Source organism: Pseudomonas mediterranea CFBP 5447, from assembly GCF_000774145.1.
Taxonomy (GTDB): Bacteria; Pseudomonadota; Gammaproteobacteria; order Pseudomonadales; family Pseudomonadaceae; genus Aquipseudomonas; species Aquipseudomonas mediterranea.
Genome location: NZ_KN322985.1, coordinates 670,615 through 689,806, shown reverse-complemented (window position 1 = coordinate 689,806; position 19,192 = coordinate 670,615). Strand labels below are relative to the sequence as shown.

Below are 19,192 nucleotides of genomic sequence, written 5' to 3'. Positions count from 1 at the left end.
GCCCCTTCCCGAAGGGGCTTTTTCGTATCTGGAGAAACCCAATGGCACTACGCCAAACCTACACCGTACTCGTTCCATTCCCCACCGGCGGCGGCCACTGGTCGAGCATCGGCCAGGAACTCGACCTGCTCGACATCGAGGCCAGCGCCTTGCGCAGCGCCGGTCGCCTGGCGCTGAAAAACACCGAGGTTGCCGATGCGGCCTCTACATCCCAACCGGCCAAAAAGGCCGCCACCAAAAAGGCTGAATAACCATGGCTGAGGTTTTGAACTTCGAGCACAACGGCATTACCGTCAATGCCACCGAATCTCCCGAGGCCATGGGTGGCCTGGGGGACAACGTCATCGGGCTGGTCGGCACCGCGCCGAAGGCCGATCCGCTGATTCCGCGCAACGCCCCGTTCCGCATCAACAGCTTCACCACCCAGGCGCTGCTCGATCCGACCGGCACCGAAGCCGGTACGCTGTATCACGCGGTGTTCCAGATCCTCAAAGTGGTCAAGGTGCCGGTCTACGTGGTGATCGTCGAAGAGGGCGCCACCCCCGCCGATACGCAGAACAACGTCATCGGCGGCATCGAAGCGCAGACCGGTCGCAAGCTGGGCCTGGCGGCCTTGAGTGGCGTGGCTGAAGACCTGACCATCATTGGCGCGCCGGGCTTCACCGGCACCAAGGCGGTGGCCAGCGAGTTCGCCTCGTTCGGCAAGCGCATCAAGGCTCGCGTTGTACTCGACGGCAAGGATGTCGCGGTCGCCGATCAAGTGACTTATAGCCAGGAGTTGGGCGGCGCCGACCTCGGTTTCGACCGTTGCCTGGTGGTGCACAACATGCCGGCGGTGTACTCCAAGGCCGCGAAGAAAAACGTCTTCCTGGCCCCGTCGAGCCTGGCCATCGCCGCGCTCGCCAAGGTCAAGCAATGGGAGAGCCCGGGCAACCAGGTGACCTATGCCGAGGACGTTTCGCGCACCGTGGAATACAACATCCTCGACACGTCCACCGAAGGCGACCTGCTCAACCGCTACGGCGTCAGCTACTACGCCCGGACCATCCTCGGTGGCTTCTCGCTGCTGGGCAACCGCTCCATTACCGGCAAGTTCATCAGCTACGTCGGCCTGGAGGATGCCATCAGCCGCAAGCTGGTCAAGGCTGGCCAGAAAGCCATGGCGAAGAACCTGACCAAGTCCTTCATGGACCAGGAGGTCAAGCGCATCAACGACTGGCTGCAAACCCTGGTGGCCGACGAAACCATCCCGGGCGGCAGCGTGTACCTGCACCCGGAACTCAACAGTGTCGAGAAGTACAAGAACGGCACCTGGTACGTGGTGATCGACTACGGCCGCTACGCGCCGAACGAACACATGATTTATCAACTCAACGCCCGCGATGAAATCATCGAGCAGTTCCTGGAGGACGTTCTCTAATGTTTACCAACCGCGTAAGACAGGCCATCGCGGCCACCCTGCAAGGCCTGCCGTTGTCGGCGACCGTGGAAGAATTCACCCCGCCGAAGATCGAGTTCGACATGGAAGAGATGCGCGGCGGGCGCTTCATCACCGAGGAAATGGCCAAGGGCGGCAAGGCCCTCAACGCCAAGCTCAGCCTGCAAGGTGTCGGCCCGGAAATCATGCTGGCGCTGGGCGTCAGTGTCGGTGACGACATCCTGCTGAACGTGCGGGAAGCCGGCCAGGATCAGGACGGCAACACCTGGTTCACCTACCACACCGTCGGCGGCAAGCTGAAATCCCTGGAAGAGACCGCGCTGAAGATGGGCGATAAGCCCAAGACCAATCTCGAGCTGTCGTGCCGCACCTACAACCGCCTGGAAAACGGCGTTCCGGTGATCGACATCGACGTGCGCACCCAGAAGTTCGTGCTCAACGGCGTCGACATTCTCGGCGATGCGCGCCGTGCGGTGCTGTTGCCTTGAACCTCAGTTGAACACAGTCCCTGTGGGAGCGAGCCTGCTCGCGATAGCGGTGTGCCAGGCACCTTGATGCTGAAGGTACTGGCGCATTCGCGAGCAGGCTCGCTCCCACAAGGGGCCCACATTCACCCAAGGAACTGATTCATGTCCTGGACGCCTCCCCAACACCCTCTGCTATCACCCATCACCGGTGACGACGGATCGCAGATCGACCGGCTGCAACTCCAACCCCTGTTCTACGCCGCACAGAAAGACGCCCTGGCCCGTGCCGGCGACGATGAGGACGACCAGTTCTTCGAGCTGGCCAAATTGGCCACCGGCCTGTCGGTCAAAGAGCTGGATCAGCTCAAGCGACCGGACTACGTGAGCATCGCCCAGTACGTGCACGACATGTCGACCCGCCCGGCGGCGTATTTCCTCGCACAGGTCGCCGAGACGGACCACGCAGCGGCCGATCCCGATCAGGTGCAACTGCTGCAACCGCTCAACGTGGCGGGCCGCAGCGTGACCTCGTTGACCCTGGAAATGCCGGTGTTGCGAGCCACCAAGGCGATGAAAAAACTGAAGACGGCCAAGGAACGCGCGGAGTTCATCACCGCCCATTGCACCGGCCTGATGCTGCCCGATCTGGACCTGCTGACCGTGCCCGACTGGACACAACTGCAGGTGCGCATCGACGATTTTTTAAACAAACCGGCGGACTTCTTTCGGAGCGCGACATCGAAGTGATCCTCGATGTGGTGCCGCTCATTTACCCCGTAAGTGAGGCGGAGATTCTGGAATGGGACGCCGGCAAGGCATTGCGCCGTTACGACATCGCGATCACTCGCCTTGGCGTGAAACAGGAGTAGAGCGGGATGGCAGAGAGTAAGTATTCGCTGTCTGGTGCGGCCAGCATCGAGTTGCCGTCACTGGGCAGTGTGTCTGAAACGTCGGGGCTGAACCTGGCCCTGAGCACGGCCAGTCTCGACATCCGCCTGCTGGTGTCGGAGCAGGTCAAGCTGCGGGAAACCCTGGCTTCGTTGAATGTCGCCCTGTCGGTGCAGCAGTCGTTGCTCAAGGCCGGTGCTTCGGTGCCGGCGCCAAACAGTGAGCCGAAGTCGAAGCTCAAGGCCGACGTTGACCAGCAGGCGCCGCCGGGTCTGCTCAAGTCTGCGATGGCGACCGAGTTGGCGATGGTCGAGCTCAACCAGGTGCTGAAGCTGGATAGGGCCGCGTTGCAGCAGCTGTCACAGGCCAACCTGAAAATGGCCGCCGACAAACAGGTCGCGCCCAGCGGGGCAACGGCGGTTCAGTTGGTCCAGGTCGAACTGGCGGCGGCGAAGGCGGGTGTCGGAGAAGGATCCGATCCGGTCAAGCGGCAGGACGAACTGCTGAGCTTCACCCGCGACAGCGCAGTGATGGCGTCGTCGCTCAACCTCGACGTCAAGACCGCCAGCGAGATGTTGCTGGGTTGGCGCAACTCGATGAACCTGGATCGGGGGCAACGCCAGACGCTGGCAGATGCCACCAACCACCTCGGCAACAGCGGCCTGAATGTCAAGGCGGCCGATATCGGCGCCGTGGTGCAGCGCAGTGGCGAGGCGGGCCTCGCCGCGGGGATGACCCCGGAACAGGTGGCGGCCCTCGCTGCGGCGTTCCTGAACAGCGGCGTGAGCAAGGCGGAGGCCGGTGACGCGGCAAAAGGTTTCACCGCGGCATTGGCCCAGGGCAATGCGGCAACGCCTGAGCAACGCAAGGCTTGGGCGGAGCTGAACCCCAAGTTTGATCCTGCTGTGATCGCCAACGGCTTGCGCAACGACGCACCCGGCACGATCAACCAGGTGCTGGAAGCCCTCAAACAGAAACCTGCGCAAGAAAAACAAGCGCTGACCAAGGCGCTGTTCGGTGACAACGCGGCGATTCTGGAGCTGCTGAAGAAACCGGAAGGTGTTCAGAAAGCGTTTACGTTGGTGTCTGAACGCACCTCCGATGGGACGTTGCCGAAGTTCAATGGCTCGCTGGCGGCCACCGCCGAGGCGTTGGGGAACACGTCCCAAGGGCGCTTCAATGCGCTGGATGCCAGCAAGAACCGGGTGCTCGCTGAAGGTGGCAATGCCCTGGCTCCGTTGACCGATGGCGTCATGGTATCGCTTGGCGCCCTGGCCGATGGCTTGAGCGAAGTGGCCCAGGCGCAACCGAAAGCGACCGCCGGACTGCTGGTGCTCGCAGGCGCCCTGGCATTGGCACGGGGCGCCGAGATCAAGGTCGCGATGGTTTCGGCCGTTACGGCTGCCGCGACGAAACTCCTGGCGCTGGCCGGCGCCAGGCAGATTTCCGAGGCGCAAGACCTGACGGTCGATGCGCCGGAACAGCGTCGCAAGGGCAAGAAAACGACCCGACGCGCCAGGCAAGGCAATGCCGCTAAGTCGGCCTCCATCCCGGTACCGTCCATGACAAGCGAGAGTCGTTTGCTGGGCGCCGCCAGGATGGGCTCGGCGGTCACCCGCCGTGCCGCGCCGCTGATGTTGCTCAGCGCTGGCTACGATGTCGCCAAAGGCCTGCAAGAGGGCGATGACAAGGCGGTCGGCAGGGCATTGGGTTCTGCCGGTGGCGGGCTCGCAGGGACCTACGCCGGTGCCGCTGCCGGCGCGATGATCGGCAGCGTGGTGCCGATCCTGGGAACCGCGGTGGGCGGCGTGATCGGTGGTTTGCTGGGGAGCATGGCGGGCAGTTGGGGCGGTGAGTGGCTGGGTGAAAAGCTGGCCACGCCAGCCGACAAGCTCGACGCCCCGGAACAGGTCAGCAAAGACCTCACCAGCAGCCAGACCAGCACCCAACAAAACACCATGACCGCCAACATCTACATCAACGGTCAGGATCAGGCCAGCGCCAGTCAGTTGGCCAATCTGGTGGTGCAGCAGATTACCGGCCAGTTCGGCCTGACAACCATGCCCAACTCACTGGCCATGCGCAGTGACGCGGCCCTGACCGACGGAGGTACGTGATGCGTCAGCAAATGGCACTCGGCAGTTTCATTTTCGGGCTGTCGAGAAACTTCGCGTACCACTCGCTGGTGCGCACCTCGGATGGCGGCTGGAAGAGCATCGACATCCTCACCAGCAAACCCAAGTCCAGCCAGGTCGGCCAAGGCCTGCAAGGGCTGACCATCACCGGCAAGTCGATGTACGCGACCGCCATGGATCGGCTCGATGAGCTGCGGGCATTGCAGGCCCTGCGCGTGCCTGTGCCGCTGGTGGATGGCATCGGCCGCAACTGGGGGCTGTGGCAGATCAACAAGGTGTCGGAAACCCAGACCGAGGTCATCGATGACGGCACGGCGATGGTAGTCGGCTGGGTGATTGAATTGACGGAGTTCGCCAATGCGTAGGGTTCGAAGTATCGCCGGTGATTCGGTGAATCTGTTGCTGTACCGCGAGCTCGAGTGTTGTGACGATGCCACCGAGCAAGCGCTCTGGCTGCTCAACCCCGGGCTGGCCGAATGGGGCCCGGTGCTGCCGGCAGGGGTGTGGGTTGCCTTGCCGGAGGTAGATCTGAAACCTGTTGCACCCGCACCGGTATCGGCTTGGGATTAAGGAGGCAACATGTCACTGGGTTTCACGCCCGCAGTGGAAATCTATGGTGCGAATGCGGCACTGCTCAACGAGCGATTGCTCAGTTGGACCCACGTCGACGCGGCGGGGATCGAGTCCGATCAGTTGACCCTCGTCATCAGCCTGGACGGGCTTGAGGGGTTGCCCAGCCTCGGCGGAAAAATCGGTCTGCGGGTGGGTTACCTGGAGTCCGGACTGGTGGACAAGGGTGAGTTCGTCATTACCCGGCGCACGCCGACGCTGTTCCCCTTGCGCTTGACGTTGGTGGCCATGGCCGCGCCGTTCAGTGCGGCGGACCAGACCGGGTTCAAGCAGCGCCGGTCCGTCAGCCATGGCCCGACGACCTTGGGCGCGCTGTTTCGTGAACTGACCACCCGGCATGGTTTTTCGCCGCGCGTGGCGTCGGAGCTGTCGCTGATAAAAATCGAGCACATCGACCAGTCCAACGAAACCGACATGGGCTTCCTGACGCGGTTGGCCCATCGGCATGACGCCGTCGCCAAACCGATCAACGAATTGTATGTGCTGGCTCGACGCGGCCAGGCGAAGTCGCTGTCGGGCAAGGTTCTGCCGGAGATCAAGCTGTCGGTGACGACCAACAATCGTCCCGGCGATCAAGCGTTTATCTCCGCCGTCCTCGATGAAACCGCCCGGGCGAAATACCAGGGCTGCAAGACCCGCTGGTGGGATGCGGCGGCGGGCAAGGTGCAGGTGGAGGAGAGTGGCATCGCGCCGTTCAAGATCCTTAGACAGCATTTCCAGAGCGCAGAAGACGCCCGCGCCGCCGGTGAAGGCGAAGTGCGCAGGCTGATGCGCGAAGCCCTCAAGGTCGCCATCGAATGCCCGGGCAACCCGGGATTGTCCGCCGAAGGCATCGTCCTGCTGGACCCGACCTGGCCGGATTTCATGCGCGGTCGCTGGTCGATCGACAAGGTCACCGCCACGGGTGACCGGGAAAAAAGCTATCGCTGCAAGATCGACGCAACCTGCCTCGACGCCAAGGCCTGATCGCCGCAGCCCTGTGGGAGCGAGCCTGCTCGCGATGAGGGCGGCACATCCAACATCTTTTTCGACTGACCCACTGCTATCGCGAGCAGGCTCGCTCCCACAGGTTTTTTGACAGCCACTTGCCTATCCCCGGAGCACCCTCCATGAAGATCACGCCGATCCTCACGCAGTTGCGTGAGCAATGCCCGATGCTTGCCAATCGGGTGGTGGCCGGTTTTGACCTGGCCGCGCTGCAAACCGATACCCCGCTGCAAGGCCCTTGCGCCTATGTCCTGCCGGCAGCCGACCTGGCGAGCCGGAACACGGCACAGAACGTCACGCTGCAAACGATGCGTGACCGTTTCGACACGGTGCTGGTGCTCGACACCGCCGACCCGACCCAAGCGCTGGATCTGCTGCATGACCTGCGAGCCGAGTTGTGGCGTGCGCTCGTGGGGTTCAAGCCTGGTGCCTCCTACACCGGCATCGAATACGACGGCAGCGAACCGGTCTCGCTCAACAGCGGCCGCGCGTTGTTCCGGCTGCGCTTTTTCGCCGAGTTCCAGCTGGGTCGCAATCTGGCGAGCCAGCCTGCCGAAAGCTGGCACGAACGTGAACTGGACGGCTTGTCGTCCTTTACCGGGGCCACCGTGCGGGTCGATGCCATCGATCCGGCGGACCCCAACCTGAAACGTCCCGGCCCCGACGGGCGCCTGGAACTGACTTTCTCTGGAGACATAATCCCATGAGCAAACGCATCACCGTGCTGCCGGCCCCGGGCCGTGTGGTACCGGACCCGGAAGCGGGCGACCTGTTGCCCTCCGAAGGCCGTGAAGTACCGGACAACGCCTGGTGGCGTCGACGTCTCGCCGATGGCGATATCACTACCAAAGCCGTGAAAGCGGCTAAACCACAGGGAGCCAAATAATGGCGATCGGATTCAGCAACATCCCCACGGACATTCGTGTTCCGTTGTTCTACGCCGAGATGGACAACTCGGCCGCCAATAGCGCGTCGTCGGCCATGCGCCGGTTGATCGTGGCCCAGGTCAACGACAACATTGCCCCGGCAGACGTCGGCAAGCTGGTGCTGGTCTCCAGCGTCGCCCTGGCCAAAAGCATCGGCGGGCAGGGCTCGATGCTCGCCTCGATGTACGAGACCTGGCGCAAGACCGACCCGCTCGGTGAAATCTGGTGCCTGCCGCTGCACAACGTCGAAGGGGCTATCGCCAAGGGCGTGCTGACCCTCACCGGCACCGCCACCGAAAGCGGCGTGCTCAACTTGTACGTCGGCGGTGTACGCGTCCAGGCGGCCATCGTCAACGGTGCCACCGCAGCCCAGGCCGCCACGGCGCTGGCCTTGAAAGTCAACGCGACAGCCGACCTGCCAGTGACCGCTGCGGCCGTCGACGGTGTGGTGACCCTCAGCGCCAAATGGACCGGCGACAGTGGTAACGACATCAGTTTGCAGTTCAATCGCCTGGGCAAGAGCAATGGCGAAGACACTCCGGCGGGCCTGACCACTGCCATCACCCCCATGACCGGTGGCGCTGGCGTGCCGGACCAGACCGCCGCCGTCGCGGCCTTGGGTGACGAGCCGTTCGAATTCATCGCCATGCCGTGGTCCGACCTGTCGAGCCTGAATACCTGGCAAGCGGTCATGGACGACAGCACCGGTCGCTGGTCCTGGGCCAAGCAGCTGTTCGGTCATGTCTACAGTGCCAAGCGCGGCACCGTCGGCACCCTGGTGGCGGCCGGCCAGGCGCGCAACGACCAGCACATGACTATTCAGGCCCTGGAACCGGGCGTGCCGCAACTGTCGTGGGTCCAGGCCGCCGCACTGGCCGCGCGCACCGCCGTGTTCATCTCGGCCGATGCCAGCCGTCCGACCCAGAGCGGCAGCCTGCCAGGCCTGGATCCGGCGCCGGCCAGCGAGCGTTTCACCCTGACCGAGCGCCAGTCGTTGCTCAACTACGGTATCGCGACCGCCTATTACGAAGGCGGTTACGTACGCATTCAGCGTTCCATCACCACGTATCAGAAAAATGCCTTCGGCCAAGCTGACAATTCGTACCTGGACAGCGAAACCATGCACCAGTCGGCGTTCATCGTGCGTCGTCTGCAAAGCGTGATCACCAGCAAGTACGGCCGCCACAAACTGGCCTCCGACGGCACCCGTTTCGGCGCCGGCCAGCCGATCGTGACCCCGAGCACCATTCGCGGCGAGCTGATCGCCCAGTACGCCAAGCTCGAGCTGGAAGGCCATGTGGAAAACGCCGAGCTGTTCGCCGAGCACCTGATCGTCGAGCGCGACAGCCAGGATCCGAGCCGGGTCAATGTGCTGTTCCCGCCGGATTACATCAACGGCCTGCGGGTGTTCGCGCTGCTCAACCAGTTCCGTCTGCAGTACGACGCTGCCGCCTGACCGTGGCGAGGGAGCTTGCTCCCGCTGGCTGCGCAGCAGCCCATCGTTATGAGTGCTTTGCACTCAAGCGGGAGCAAGCTCCCTCGCCACACTGATCTACACAAATCCTGAGTGAACAGCTTTTATTTGAAGGAGAAACACCATGGGTCAACTGATTGCGGGCACCTGCTACGTCAAAGTGGACGGCGCCCAACTGACCATCAACGGTGGCTGCGAGGCGCCGCTGATGTTCACCAAACGTGAAACCGTCGTACCGGGTTTCTACAAGGAAACCGACATCGCCCCGTCCTTCAAGGTGACGGCGCTGCACACCGCGGACTTCCCGCTCAAGCAACTGGTGGCCGGCACCGACATGACCGTCACCTGCGAGTTCAGCAACGGCAAGGTCTACGTGCTGGCCGGCGCCTACCTGGTGGAAGAACCGGTGTCCAAGGGCGACGACGCCACCATCGAGCTGAAATTCGAAGGCATCAAGGGGACCTGGCAATGAGCGATGTGGTGATGTTGCGCGTGGCCATCGAGGCCCACGGCGAGCCGTTGAACGAACTGACCCTGCGCCGTCCGACGGTGCAGGAAGTCCGGGCGATCAAGGCGCTGCCGTACAAGATCGACAAGAGCGAGGAGGTGAGCCTGGACATGGATGTCGCGGCCAAATACATCGCGGTCTGTGCCGGCATCCCGCCGTCGTCGGTCAACCAACTGGACCTGGCCGACCTCAACGCGCTGAGTTGGGCCGTCGCGAGTTTTTTCATGAGTGCGGCGTCGCAGCCATCGGCGACCTGATCGCAGCCGCCTATGACCTGGCCTGGTTCTGGAAGGTTGACCCCGAACAGATGATGGCCAGGCCACTGGATGTGCTCCGTGAATCCCTGGAGCACGCGCAACGGATCAATGCGATGCAGCAGGTGCAGTGATGGCAGACACACAGAAGGTAGAGAAAAAAGCGGTGCTGCTGACCGGCATCGACGAGCTGTCGCCCAAGCTCGCAGGCCTTCGGACGAAGGTCCAGGGCTTCAAGCAGAACCTCGATGCGACCGGCCTCGGCAGCCTGGATATTTCCGGGCTGCTGCCGGACGGAGGTATTGCCAAACCGTTCATTGAAGGGCTCAAGCCGGCACTGGCGTTCAAGGATGAAATGGCGGAGGTGAGCGCGGCGGCCAGCGCCGTGCAGGCACCGACGGCGCCGTTGGTGGCGGCGCAAGGGCTGGATGGATTGAAGACGTCCATCAGCAATGTGTCGTTGCAGTTCGGCTCGGCGTTGGTGCCCGCGGTCAATGCGCTGACGGTGGGTCTACAGCCGATGATCGGCGGTGTGGCCCAGGTGCTGCAGGACAACCCGCAACTGGTGCAGGGCCTGGCGACAGGGGCCGTGGCGTTCAGCGCGATCCAGACTGCCGTCAGCGGTGCGAGCCAGGCCCTCGAAGTGGTCAGCCTGGCCATGAAGATGAACCCCATTGGCCTGATCGCCATGGGCATCGCCTTGGCGGCCGGGATGATCATTGCCTACTGGGAACCGATCTCGGCGTTCTTCGCCGGGCTCTGGCAAAGGCTTGCGCCCATCGTTATGCCGATGGCCGAGTTCTTCAAGACGCTGTTCGCCTTTACCCCAATGGGGCAGGTGATCAGCAACTGGGGGCCGGTCAGCAGTTTCTTTGGCGCGTTGTGGAATGTGCTCGTGGCGGCGGCGACGCCTGTCATCGGTTTCATGCAGACGCTGTTCGCCTGGTCGCCCCTGGGCTTGATCGTCAGTAACTGGGGGCCGCTGACCGGTTTGTTCGCGGCCATCTGGGATCTGCTCAAGGCTATGACGGTGCCGGTGACGGACGCGCTCCAAGGCCTTTTCAACTGGACGCCGTTGGGCCTGATCATGGCCAACTGGGGCACCCTCGCCGAGGTCTTCGCCGGGATCTGGGAAGGCTTGCGCAATCAGGTGTCGATCATGCTGTCGGTGTTCAGCGGCCTGTTCGACTGGTCGCCCATCGACGGTCTCACCAAGCAGTGGGGGCCGGTAGGCGAGTGGTTCAGCCAGTGGTGGGATGAACTGCAGGGTGTGATCGCACCGATCAAGGCGTTCTTCAATGGCGGTTTTGGCGAGGTCATCACCACGTTCACCGGCAAGGTCCAGGGGCTGACCGAAGCGCAACAGAAGACCAATGCCGAAGGCAAGGGTGAACTGGCACCGGCGTTGTTTGGTAGCGCCGGTGCGTTGCCGCAGACCTCCAGTGCGTTGGTTCAGCAAAGCGCCGCGAACAGTCGCACCCAGCTTGAAGGCGGCTTGACCGTACGCTTCGAAAACGCGCCGGCCGGTTTGCGCGCCGACCCGCCGCAGACCAATCAACCGGGGCTGGCGGTGAGTTCGCGCATCGGCTATCGCTCTCTGTCCGCAGGAGGTTCCAATGAGCTGGCGTGATCGTTTGTTGCCGGCGTCGTTCCGTGGCGTCGGGTTCTGGGTCGACCAGGCGAAAACCCCGGTGGGACACAAGGGCCAGTTGCATGAGTACCCACAGCGCGACCAGCCGTTTTTCGAGGGGCTGGGCCAGCAGGCGAAGATTCATGAACTGACCGCGTTTATCGTCGGCCCCGATTGCCTGGAGCAGCGCGACAAGCTGCTCAAGGCGCTGGAACAGGGTAGTGGCGAGCTGGTGCACCCTTGGCTGGGACGGATGCAAGTCAAGGTCGGCGAATGCGACATGACCCAGACCCGCCAGGACGGCGGGCTGGTCACGTTTGCCCTGAAGTTCTACCCCGACCAGCCGTTGCAATTTCCTTCGGCGGCGATCAACAGCCAGAAACTGCTGCTGGTATCGGCTGACAGCTTCCTGGGTTCGGCGGTACGGCGTTTCGAAGACGCGATGACCTTGATCAAGGCCGCGCGGATCGGCATCGCCGACCTGCGCAACAGCCTCAAGGAGGTCTACGGGGTTATCGAGCAGGAGCTGAAGCCGTTGATCGAGGTCTATGGGCAGCTCAGCGAGCTGGTCAAAGCGGTGAAGGAGTTGCCCAAGGAAGTGGCGGCCGAGTTCAAGGGATTGTTGGGGGATATCCGCGAGTTGAAGGACTTTGCCCGTGACGGCTATCGCGGCGTGATTGCCAGCGTGTCGCAACAGGTCGAAGCCATCCGCCAGGCGGACGCGCCCAAACTCACCACCGGCAAGGACACCACGGCGGCGGCCCAGGCCGTGGCCGATCTGGTCCAGGACACGCTGCTGGTACAGGCTGCGCAATGGATTGCAGCGATGCCCGTCGCGACCCCGGCGGCCAAGCTCGGCGCCACCCCTTCAGTGGCGCAGCAGGCCGTGCGACCGATCCAGCGCCGGGACGTGCCGGTGGCCGACGATGTCCTGGCCTTGCGCGATGCCCTCAACGAAGCCATCTGGCAGGCCTCTCTCAAGGCCGACCCGGATCACTACCAGGCGTTGAACAACCTGCGTCAGCAAATGGCCGCACACCTGACGGCGGTGGCGTCGTCGGGTGTCCGGTTGATCAACCTGTCGTTCAAGCAAAGCCTGCCGGCGCTGGTGGTGGCTTATCAGCAATTTGCCGATGCCACCCGGGTGACCGAAGTGATCCAGCGCAACGGCGTCGCCCACCCGGGTTTCCTGCCGCCCAACGACCTGAAAGTCTCGGGGGAATAAGTCATGAGCGAGTTCGACAACGTCGTTACGCTCAGCGTCGGCGGGCTGGATTACGGCGGCTGGAAAAGTGTGGAGATCAGCGCGGACCTGGAGCGTCAGTTCCGCACCTTCAAACTCGACATCACCTGGCAATGGCCGGGGCAGACCCAGGCGGTGCCGATCCGTCCCGGTGATGAATGCCAGGTGCGCATCGGTGCCGACCTGGTGCTCAGCGGCTATGTGTTCAAGGCCCCGGTCAGCTATGACGGGCGCCAGATCACGCTGAGCATCGAAGGGGGTTCCAAGACCCAGGACCTGGTGGATTGCGCGGCGATCAATCGTCCGAGCCAATGGCGGGGACAGACGGTGCTGAGCATTGTCCAGGCCCTGGCCTCGCCATATGGCGTGGGGGTGGTCAGTGAAATCCCGGAAACGGCGCGTTTGAGCGAACACAGCATCGTGCCGGGAGAGACCGTCTTTCAATCCATCGACCGTTTGCTGACGTTGTTCCGGGTGTTTTCCACCGACGACGCCGAAGGCCGCGTGCTGCTGGCCAAACCCGGCAGCGCCGGGCGAGCCAGTGATGTGCTGGAGCTGGGCAAGAATATTCTTTCGGGCAACGCGCCGATGGACTACAGCCAGGTGTTCTCCGAATACCGGGTCATCGGCCAGCACAAGGGGAATGACCAGCAGAGTGGGGCGGCAGTCAGCGAAGTGTCGGGCACCGCCACCGACTTGAGTTTCAAACGCAAGCGGGTGACGGTGATCAGCGAAAGCGCCCAGTTGACCTTCGAGCTGGCCCAGCAACGAGCGGACTGGGAAAGCGCCATCCGCACCGGTCGCGCCCTGACCACCACCTACCGCGTGCAGGGCTGGCGCCAGGCCAATGGCGACTTGTGGCGCCACAACAGCCTGGTGCGGGTGATCGACCCGGTGCTGGGGTTCGACGGCGACATGTTGATTTCCAAGGTGACTTATTCGCTGTCTGCCCAAGGCTCCGTCACCACCCTGCAAGTCGCCCCGCCCCATACCTTCGACGCAAACCCGGTCAAGCCCAAGTCCTGAGCCTTGTGCCGCCCCCTGTGGGGTTGAGCTTGCTCGCGAAGGCGTCGGCCGGCTTGCATTGATGCTGAATGGGCCGCCGTCATCGCGAGCCTGCTCGCTGCTCGCGATGACGGCGGCCCAGCCACCGCCAACCTCGACTTGACACCCAGCCCGCCCCCAACCCGATTTCCGAAGGAACCCCAATGAGCCTACTGACCCGCCTCCTGGCGCGCGGCACTGTCGTGCTCGCCAATTCGGCTTCCAAACTGCAGTCGCTGCAGATGCGCCTCACTGCCGGCGAAGTGAACGACGACATGGAGCACTTCGAACCCTACGGCTTCACCAGCAACCCGCTGGCCGGCGCCGAGGGCATCGCCACCTTCCTCGGTGGCGACCGGTCCCACGCCGTGGTGCTGGTGGTCGCCGACCGCCGCTTCCGCCTCAAGGCCCTGGCCCCCGGCGAAGTGGCGATCTACACCGACGAGGGTGACAGGATCCACTTCAAGCGCGGCCGTGTCATCGACATCGAGACCGCCACCCTGAACATCCGCGCCGGCAGCGCGGTGAACATCGACAGTCCTGTCATCAACCACACCGGCCAGATCGTTTCCCAAGGCGATCAGATCGCCAGCGGCATCAGCCAGATCAAGCATGTGCATGTCGGCGTACAGGCCGGCAGCGGCCAGACCGGCGCACCGGTGGGAGGCCAATAATGTTCATCAGCCAGAACCTGCACGCCGCGTTGACCCGCTCGGTACTGATCAGCCTGTTCACCTGGCGCCGCGCCGCTGACGACGACGCCGTCGATGACGAGGAGCGTTTCGGCTGGTGGGGCGACACTTTTCCTACGGTCGCCGATGACCGCATCGGCTCGCGGCTGTGGCTGCTGCGCCGGGTCAAGCTGACCCGCCAGACCCAACTCGACGCTGAGTTCTATGCCCGCGAGGCCCTGCAATGGCTGATCGATGATGGCCATTGCAGGGCCATCGACGTCATCAGCGAACGCCTCGATGCCCAGCGCCTGAACCTACGCACGGTCCTGACCCTGGCTGACGGCCAGCGGTTGGACATCAATCCCGATAACAGTTGGCAGGTGACCTATGCCGTTTGAAACCCCTTCGCTGCCGGTGCTGATCAAGCGCACCCAAAGCGACCTGGCCAGCGATTCGCTGCGCCAGTCCGATGCCCAAGTGTTGGCCCGTACCCTCGGTGGCGCAGCCTATGGCCTGTACGGCTACCTGGACTGGATCGCCGAGCAGATCCTGCCCGATAAGGCCGACGAGTCTACCCTGGAGCGCATCGCCGCCCTGCGCCTGAACCAGGCGCGCAAAACCGCCCAGGCGGCCAGCGGCAGCGTCAGTTTCTCCGCGACTGCCGGTGCGGTGCTGGATGTCGACACGCTGATGCAATCCGCCGACGGCCGCGCTTACAAAGTGACCAGCGCTCGCACCACCGGCAATGGCGTCAACACTACCACCATCGCCGCGCTGGAGGCCGGCAGCCTGGGCAATGCCGATGCCGGCCTGGTGCTGACGCCGGTGCAACCGATCCTCGGCATCTCCAGCAGCTTCACCGTGCTGGCGCCGGGGCTGACCGGCGGCGTCGCCCGGGAAAGCCTCGAATCCCTGCGGGCCAGAGTGATCCGCTCCTACCGCATCATCCCCCATGGCGGCTCGGCCCAGGATTATGAAACCTGGGCCCTGGAATGCCCCGGCATCACCCGCGCCTGGTGCCGTGGCAGCTACCTGGGACCCGGCACCGTCGGCCTGTTCGTCATGCGTGACGACGATCCGCAGCCAATTCCCAATGCCGAGCAACTGGAGGAAGTCCGGACCTATATCGAGCCCCTGCGCCCCGTCACCGCAGAGGTGCATGTGCTGGCGCCGGTGCAGGTCCCGGTGACCTACAGGCTGCGCATCACCCCCGACACCAGTGCCGTGCGCGCCGCCATCGAAGCCCAGTTGCGCGACCTGCACAACCGTGAAGCAGGCCTTGGCGAAACCCTGCTGTTGACCCACATCGCCGAAGCCATCAGCAGCGCCACCGGTGAAACCAACCACACCCTTACTGCACCTGCCGCCGATGTGACTGCGGCGAGCAATCAGTTGCTGACCTTCGGAGGCTGCGTATGGCTGGAATAAGAACCGCCGGGGAATACCAGGCCCAACTGCGCAGCCTGTTGCCCAGCGGTCCGGCGTGGGACCCGGAGCGGGTGCCGGAGTTGGAACAGGTGCTGGGAGGCATCGCCGAGGAACTGGCGCGTCTCGATGCGCGTGCGGGTGATTTGCTCAATGAGATGGACCCGGCGGGGGTGAGTGAACTGGTGCCGGATTGGGAGCGGGTGATGAACCTGCCGGATCCGTGTCTGGGAGCCACGCCGCTGTATGACGACCGGAGGTTGGCGGTGCGTCGGCGGTTGTTGGCGGTGGGTAGCCAGGCCATCGCTTATTACCTGGAAATCGCCAGAAGTCAGGGTTATCCCAGCGCCACCATTACCGAACACAGGGCACCTCGCATGGGCCGTGCACGTTTTGGAGAGGCGCATTTTGGCACCTGGCAGGCGCAATTCATGTGGACCCTCAATACCGGAGGGCGTCTGCTGCTCGGTCGGCGTTTTGGCGCCAGCTATTGGGGGGAGCGCTTTGGCGTTAACCCTGGGTCGGTATTGGAGTGCCAGATTCATCGCAATGCGCCGGCGCATACGCAGGTGCATATCAATTATGACTAAGGAGTAGAGAGATGGATTATCCGAAAAGCGTTCCCAGTGCCGGACTGGTGAATGGGAAGTTTGTAGATGAAAACCCGGTAACGGGGACGCCGGGATCTTTGATTCCGGCTCAGTGGGGGAACTCCGTTACAGAGGAGGTGCTGAATGTCATTGCGTCCGCCAGCATAACCCCGGATGAGGACAACAATACCCAACTCCTGGCGGCGATTAATGCAAAGATCGCTGCTGCGATCCCCGCTTTTCCGCCGGATGCTTCGGCGACAGTGAAAGGGCTTGTTGAACTGGCTACCGACGCAGAAGTTCAAGCCGGAATGGATGTCAAACGCGTTATTACGCCCGCCAGTTTGAAAGTTGCGTATGGGCTTGGTGATTCAACTCTAGTTACCGATCTGAATAACGCCACTACAGGTTACTTTTATGCTGCTCCGGGCGTCACCAATAGTCCGTCCAGCGGCATTGTTTTTGGGCAAACCAGAACCAGCAGCGGTACGTTCGCGAAGATACAAACATGCATCGATGTTGCTACGAGGGTTGTTTACAAACGGGCCTACAGTGGTGGCTCTTGGTCGGTATGGACATCAATTATTGACTCGGCAACCATTGCTACGGAAACAGTTATTGGTGTCACCAAGGTTGCTACGCAAGCATTGACTAATGCTGGTGTAGATGATTCAACCATCGTTACGCCAAAAAAGCTAAAAGCTGCCTACCCCGCTGGAAGTCGAGTGAAAGCGTGGTGCAATTTTAATGGGACTGGGACACCAGCTATAAGAAGCGCTTCGGGGTTCTCTTCAATCGTAGACAACGGAGTTGGCGACTACACACTAATGTTCGCTACGCCGGAATCTGATTCGAATTTTGCAGTGGTGGCTTCTGGTAATCTCTCATCTAACCCAATAACCGGCATCAATTGCGTAGGTGTATATGCCAGGAGCACAACTTCCGTAAGCATATCTACTGCATCGTCTGCATCGTCTAGGTCTGATTTCGTAAATATTGATGTCGCGGTGTTCTCTTCTAATTGATTTTCTGGTGATGAAAAATGGAAATGCTTGTTTTTTTTCAGAAGTCTGGTTGTCCTGTAAGTATTTTGCGAGCTGCTAGTCCTGGGGCTGATATGCACGCAGTGGCTAAGCAGGTCGTGCCCGTTGGCGTGCCCTATTGGGTTGTAAGTTTAAAATACGCGGACGAGCAGTCATCTCTCCATGAAGAGGATAGGGATGAATGGGTGGTAGATGCCGAGTATATGGGGCGAGAGCCCGATGGGTTTGGCGCGCTCGTCCAATAATGCAGATTGTTAATGGTGGGTACGGTGGCTGCTTAAATTACTATCCTGCCAACTGTATTGCATAAGTTTGGTGGCTCGTACATTAATTTTCTCACCAAACTGATCCGTGCGGAGATCTTTCGCTATGGATCAAAGGCTACACACCATTAAGTGGCGGCAGGCGCTGTAGAAATCTCTACCGAGACATATGTCGATCTGATGAAAAAGCAAGCAAAGGAGCTCGCATCGTTGTAGGTGCGGCTGGTTATCCTTTGGCTGCTGAGTAAGAGATACGCGTCGCTTCAACTCGAAATGAGATCGAAGCCCTGCGGTTGACTGCTTATGCGGTTCCACTAACGGGCTACGATCGATATTTTTCTGGGTCGAACCGCGAGGCACCACTTGTAAATGCGAAGACAGCAGAGGTTGAAAAACTCAGGGGGCTGATTCGTTTTCCCGAAATCCAGGCCAAGCATCTACGGCCTGATGATTTCACTGCTAGCTAATCGCCCTTTCCGATTGACTGGAACTGATGGGCATTTTTTTGGAGAAAGTATGGTGGTCACCGCTCAGCAGTTGTTGCAGATCCTCCCGAACGCCGGCGATAAAGCTGGCGTTTTCGCGCCTTCCCTCAGCGCGGCCATGGAGCATTACCAAATCACCGGCTTATCGAGGGGGGCGGCTTTTATTGCCCAGATAGGTCACGAATCTGGTCAATTGCAATACGTTCGTGAGTTGTGGGGGCCAACACCAATCCAGGTCCGCTATGAAGGCAGGGACGACTTGGGCAATGCGGTGCCTGGCGATGGCTTCAGATATCGAGGGCGAGGACTGATCCAAGTCACCGGTCGAGCCAACTATGCTGAGTGTGGAGACGCCCTGAACCTGGACCTGATCAGTCAGCCTGAATTGCTGGAACAGCCAGAATGGGCGGCGAGCTCGGCGGCGTGGTTCTGGTTTACTCGCGGATTAAATACTCTCGCTGATGAGGGGAGGTTCGACAAGATCACTCAGCGGATCAACGGCGGCCAGAACGGCGCGGCGGATCGGCGCGCGCTGTATGCGCGGGCACTTGAGGTGCTGGAATGAATGCTGCGGCGCTACGGTCCGCCCCGATACTGATTCTGTTACTGCTACTGGTCGGTGTGACATGGAAAGCCCAGGACTGGCGGTATGGTAAGGCACTGGCGGAGCAAACCAGGGTACAGACCGAAACCCTGAACCAGATAACCCAGGCAGCAGCCATGCAGCAAAAGGTCGAACAGGACAAGCAACTGGCCCTGGAACAACAACTATCCACCAGCGAACAAACCCACTACCGAGCCCTGAGTAATGCCCAACGTGACCAGGATCGCCTGCGCGATCGCCTTGCTACTGCCGATGTCCGGCTGTCAGTTCTCCTCGACGCCAGCGACGCCCCCGCCGGTTGTGCGCTGCCTGCCGCCGCCAGCTCCGGCGGCCTGGATCATGGCGCCCCACGCGCCCGACTTGACCCGGCGCATGCTCAACGAATTATCGCCATCACCGACGAAGGCGACCGCGGACTGATCGCCTTGCAAGCCTGTCAGGCCTACGTCAAGGCGTTGGGTCGGTAGTCCGTCGAGCCTTGCAA

The 19,192-nt window shown here is 62.0% G+C and carries 24 protein-coding genes; all 24 read left to right on the top strand.

The genetic code is table 11. From position 1 onward, the window contains the following. The first annotated feature begins 41 nt into the window (after positions 1–41). The 24 genes from N005_RS15450 to N005_RS15335 all read left to right on the top strand — a co-directional run bounded on the left by N005_RS15450 (position 42) and on the right by N005_RS15335 (position 19,175). Positions 42–251, top strand: coding sequence for a hypothetical protein (locus N005_RS15450; protein WP_047701977.1), 210 nt, complete (start codon positions 42–44; stop codon positions 249–251). 2 nt (positions 252–253) lie between these two features. Further along, positions 254–1,420 carry a phage tail sheath protein gene (locus N005_RS15445; RefSeq protein ID WP_047701976.1) on the top strand — a complete coding sequence of 389 codons (1,167 nt, stop codon included), beginning with the start codon at positions 254–256 and terminating at the stop codon, positions 1,418–1,420. Then, the gene (locus tag N005_RS15440) at positions 1,420–1,926 is read left to right on the top strand and encodes a phage major tail tube protein (protein ID WP_047701975.1); all 507 of its coding nucleotides are present in this window, start codon (positions 1,420–1,422) and stop codon (positions 1,924–1,926) included. Before N005_RS15445 ends, N005_RS15440 begins: the two co-directional genes overlap by 1 nt. Positions 1,927–2,067: 141 nt before the next feature. Next, positions 2,068–2,652 carry a phage tail assembly protein gene (locus N005_RS15435; protein WP_047701974.1) on the top strand — a complete coding sequence of 195 codons (585 nt, stop codon included), beginning with the start codon at positions 2,068–2,070 and terminating at the stop codon, positions 2,650–2,652. A gap of 128 nt (positions 2,653–2,780) precedes the next feature. Then, positions 2,781–4,910, top strand: a complete 2,130-nt coding sequence (locus N005_RS15425) for a phage tail tape measure protein (RefSeq protein WP_047701973.1) — start codon at positions 2,781–2,783, stop codon at positions 4,908–4,910. Beyond that, the gene (locus N005_RS15420; protein WP_024779062.1) at positions 4,910–5,293 is read left to right on the top strand and encodes a phage tail protein; all 384 of its coding nucleotides are present in this window, start codon (positions 4,910–4,912) and stop codon (positions 5,291–5,293) included. Before N005_RS15425 ends, N005_RS15420 begins: the two co-directional genes overlap by 1 nt. Next, the gene (locus N005_RS15415) at positions 5,286–5,498 is read left to right on the top strand and encodes a tail protein X (protein ID WP_047701972.1); all 213 of its coding nucleotides are present in this window, start codon (positions 5,286–5,288) and stop codon (positions 5,496–5,498) included. The genes N005_RS15420 and N005_RS15415 overlap by 8 nt, the downstream gene beginning before the upstream one ends. A gap of 9 nt (positions 5,499–5,507) precedes the next feature. Beyond that, complete coding sequence (locus N005_RS15410; protein ID WP_047701971.1) at positions 5,508–6,524, top strand: contractile injection system protein, VgrG/Pvc8 family; 1,017 nt, start codon at positions 5,508–5,510, stop codon at positions 6,522–6,524. A 143-nt stretch (positions 6,525–6,667) separates the two neighbouring features. Beyond that, a complete protein-coding gene (locus N005_RS15405) occupies positions 6,668–7,252 on the top strand; it encodes a phage tail terminator protein (protein ID WP_047701970.1) in 585 nt (194 codons plus the stop codon). Beyond that, positions 7,249–7,431, top strand: coding sequence for a DUF2635 domain-containing protein (locus N005_RS15400; protein WP_047701969.1), 183 nt, complete (start codon positions 7,249–7,251; stop codon positions 7,429–7,431). Before N005_RS15405 ends, N005_RS15400 begins: the two co-directional genes overlap by 4 nt. Next, positions 7,431–8,927: a phage tail sheath subtilisin-like domain-containing protein gene (locus tag N005_RS15395; RefSeq protein WP_047701968.1), complete on the top strand. Its 1,497-nt coding sequence runs from the start codon at positions 7,431–7,433 to the stop codon at positions 8,925–8,927. The genes N005_RS15400 and N005_RS15395 overlap by 1 nt, the downstream gene beginning before the upstream one ends. A 142-nt stretch (positions 8,928–9,069) precedes the next feature. Continuing rightward, positions 9,070–9,417 (top strand): phage tail tube protein, encoded by a 348-nt coding sequence (locus N005_RS15390; protein WP_024780162.1) that lies wholly within the window; start codon positions 9,070–9,072, stop codon positions 9,415–9,417. Beyond that, entirely contained in the window at positions 9,414–9,710 is a 297-nt protein-coding gene (locus N005_RS15385; protein WP_047701967.1) for a phage tail assembly protein, read from the top strand. Before N005_RS15390 ends, N005_RS15385 begins: the two co-directional genes overlap by 4 nt. Further along, positions 9,656–9,841 (top strand): hypothetical protein, encoded by a 186-nt coding sequence (locus N005_RS29040; RefSeq protein WP_144402688.1) that lies wholly within the window; start codon positions 9,656–9,658, stop codon positions 9,839–9,841. The genes N005_RS15385 and N005_RS29040 overlap by 55 nt, the downstream gene beginning before the upstream one ends. Next, positions 9,841–11,337 carry a phage tail tape measure protein gene (locus N005_RS15380; RefSeq protein WP_047701966.1) on the top strand — a complete coding sequence of 499 codons (1,497 nt, stop codon included), beginning with the start codon at positions 9,841–9,843 and terminating at the stop codon, positions 11,335–11,337. The genes N005_RS29040 and N005_RS15380 overlap by 1 nt, the downstream gene beginning before the upstream one ends. Further along, entirely contained in the window at positions 11,324–12,562 is a 1,239-nt protein-coding gene (locus N005_RS15375) for a DNA circularization protein (RefSeq protein WP_047701965.1), read from the top strand. Before N005_RS15380 ends, N005_RS15375 begins: the two co-directional genes overlap by 14 nt. Before the next feature lie 3 nt (positions 12,563–12,565). Then, positions 12,566–13,606 carry a phage baseplate assembly protein gene (locus N005_RS15370; RefSeq protein WP_047701964.1) on the top strand — a complete coding sequence of 347 codons (1,041 nt, stop codon included), beginning with the start codon at positions 12,566–12,568 and terminating at the stop codon, positions 13,604–13,606. Between the two features lie 182 nt (positions 13,607–13,788). Further along, a complete protein-coding gene (locus N005_RS15365) occupies positions 13,789–14,298 on the top strand; it encodes a phage baseplate assembly protein V (RefSeq protein WP_047701963.1) in 510 nt (169 codons plus the stop codon). Next, positions 14,298–14,696: a phage GP46 family protein gene (locus N005_RS15360; protein WP_041023600.1), complete on the top strand. Its 399-nt coding sequence runs from the start codon at positions 14,298–14,300 to the stop codon at positions 14,694–14,696. The genes N005_RS15365 and N005_RS15360 overlap by 1 nt, the downstream gene beginning before the upstream one ends. Beyond that, entirely contained in the window at positions 14,686–15,726 is a 1,041-nt protein-coding gene (locus N005_RS15355; RefSeq protein ID WP_047701962.1) for a baseplate J/gp47 family protein, read from the top strand. Before N005_RS15360 ends, N005_RS15355 begins: the two co-directional genes overlap by 11 nt. Beyond that, the gene (locus N005_RS15350; RefSeq protein WP_047701961.1) at positions 15,714–16,313 is read left to right on the top strand and encodes a YmfQ family protein; all 600 of its coding nucleotides are present in this window, start codon (positions 15,714–15,716) and stop codon (positions 16,311–16,313) included. Before N005_RS15355 ends, N005_RS15350 begins: the two co-directional genes overlap by 13 nt. Before the next feature lie 11 nt (positions 16,314–16,324). After that, a complete protein-coding gene (locus N005_RS29685) occupies positions 16,325–17,338 on the top strand; it encodes a hypothetical protein (protein WP_144402687.1) in 1,014 nt (337 codons plus the stop codon). Positions 17,339–18,135: 797 nt separating this feature from the next. After that, positions 18,136–18,669, top strand: a complete 534-nt coding sequence (locus tag N005_RS15340; protein ID WP_047701959.1) for a glycoside hydrolase family 19 protein — start codon at positions 18,136–18,138, stop codon at positions 18,667–18,669. Then, positions 18,666–19,175, top strand: a complete 510-nt coding sequence (locus tag N005_RS15335) for a lysis system i-spanin subunit Rz (protein ID WP_047701958.1) — start codon at positions 18,666–18,668, stop codon at positions 19,173–19,175. The genes N005_RS15340 and N005_RS15335 overlap by 4 nt, the downstream gene beginning before the upstream one ends. Positions 19,176–19,192: the final 17 nt, after the last annotated feature.

Coding starts and splice junctions, on each gene's coding strand:
- N005_RS15450 (WP_047701977.1), top strand. CDS start 42: ATGGCACTACGCCAAACCTACACCGTACTCGTTCCATTCCCCACCGGC.
- N005_RS15445 (WP_047701976.1), top strand. CDS start 254: ATGGCTGAGGTTTTGAACTTCGAGCACAACGGCATTACCGTCAATGCC.
- N005_RS15440 (WP_047701975.1), top strand. CDS start 1,420: ATGTTTACCAACCGCGTAAGACAGGCCATCGCGGCCACCCTGCAAGGC.
- N005_RS15435 (WP_047701974.1), top strand. CDS start 2,068: ATGTCCTGGACGCCTCCCCAACACCCTCTGCTATCACCCATCACCGGT.
- N005_RS15425 (WP_047701973.1), top strand. CDS start 2,781: ATGGCAGAGAGTAAGTATTCGCTGTCTGGTGCGGCCAGCATCGAGTTG.
- N005_RS15420 (WP_024779062.1), top strand. CDS start 4,910: ATGCGTCAGCAAATGGCACTCGGCAGTTTCATTTTCGGGCTGTCGAGA.
- N005_RS15415 (WP_047701972.1), top strand. CDS start 5,286: ATGCGTAGGGTTCGAAGTATCGCCGGTGATTCGGTGAATCTGTTGCTG.
- N005_RS15410 (WP_047701971.1), top strand. CDS start 5,508: ATGTCACTGGGTTTCACGCCCGCAGTGGAAATCTATGGTGCGAATGCG.
- N005_RS15405 (WP_047701970.1), top strand. CDS start 6,668: ATGAAGATCACGCCGATCCTCACGCAGTTGCGTGAGCAATGCCCGATG.
- N005_RS15400 (WP_047701969.1), top strand. CDS start 7,249: ATGAGCAAACGCATCACCGTGCTGCCGGCCCCGGGCCGTGTGGTACCG.
- N005_RS15395 (WP_047701968.1), top strand. CDS start 7,431: ATGGCGATCGGATTCAGCAACATCCCCACGGACATTCGTGTTCCGTTG.
- N005_RS15390 (WP_024780162.1), top strand. CDS start 9,070: ATGGGTCAACTGATTGCGGGCACCTGCTACGTCAAAGTGGACGGCGCC.
- N005_RS15385 (WP_047701967.1), top strand. CDS start 9,414: ATGAGCGATGTGGTGATGTTGCGCGTGGCCATCGAGGCCCACGGCGAG.
- N005_RS15380 (WP_047701966.1), top strand. CDS start 9,841: ATGGCAGACACACAGAAGGTAGAGAAAAAAGCGGTGCTGCTGACCGGC.
- N005_RS15375 (WP_047701965.1), top strand. CDS start 11,324: ATGAGCTGGCGTGATCGTTTGTTGCCGGCGTCGTTCCGTGGCGTCGGG.
- N005_RS15370 (WP_047701964.1), top strand. CDS start 12,566: ATGAGCGAGTTCGACAACGTCGTTACGCTCAGCGTCGGCGGGCTGGAT.
- N005_RS15365 (WP_047701963.1), top strand. CDS start 13,789: ATGAGCCTACTGACCCGCCTCCTGGCGCGCGGCACTGTCGTGCTCGCC.
- N005_RS15360 (WP_041023600.1), top strand. CDS start 14,298: ATGTTCATCAGCCAGAACCTGCACGCCGCGTTGACCCGCTCGGTACTG.
- N005_RS15355 (WP_047701962.1), top strand. CDS start 14,686: ATGCCGTTTGAAACCCCTTCGCTGCCGGTGCTGATCAAGCGCACCCAA.
- N005_RS15350 (WP_047701961.1), top strand. CDS start 15,714: ATGGCTGGAATAAGAACCGCCGGGGAATACCAGGCCCAACTGCGCAGC.
- N005_RS29685 (WP_144402687.1), top strand. CDS start 16,325: ATGGATTATCCGAAAAGCGTTCCCAGTGCCGGACTGGTGAATGGGAAG.
- N005_RS15340 (WP_047701959.1), top strand. CDS start 18,136: ATGGTGGTCACCGCTCAGCAGTTGTTGCAGATCCTCCCGAACGCCGGC.
- N005_RS15335 (WP_047701958.1), top strand. CDS start 18,666: ATGAATGCTGCGGCGCTACGGTCCGCCCCGATACTGATTCTGTTACTG.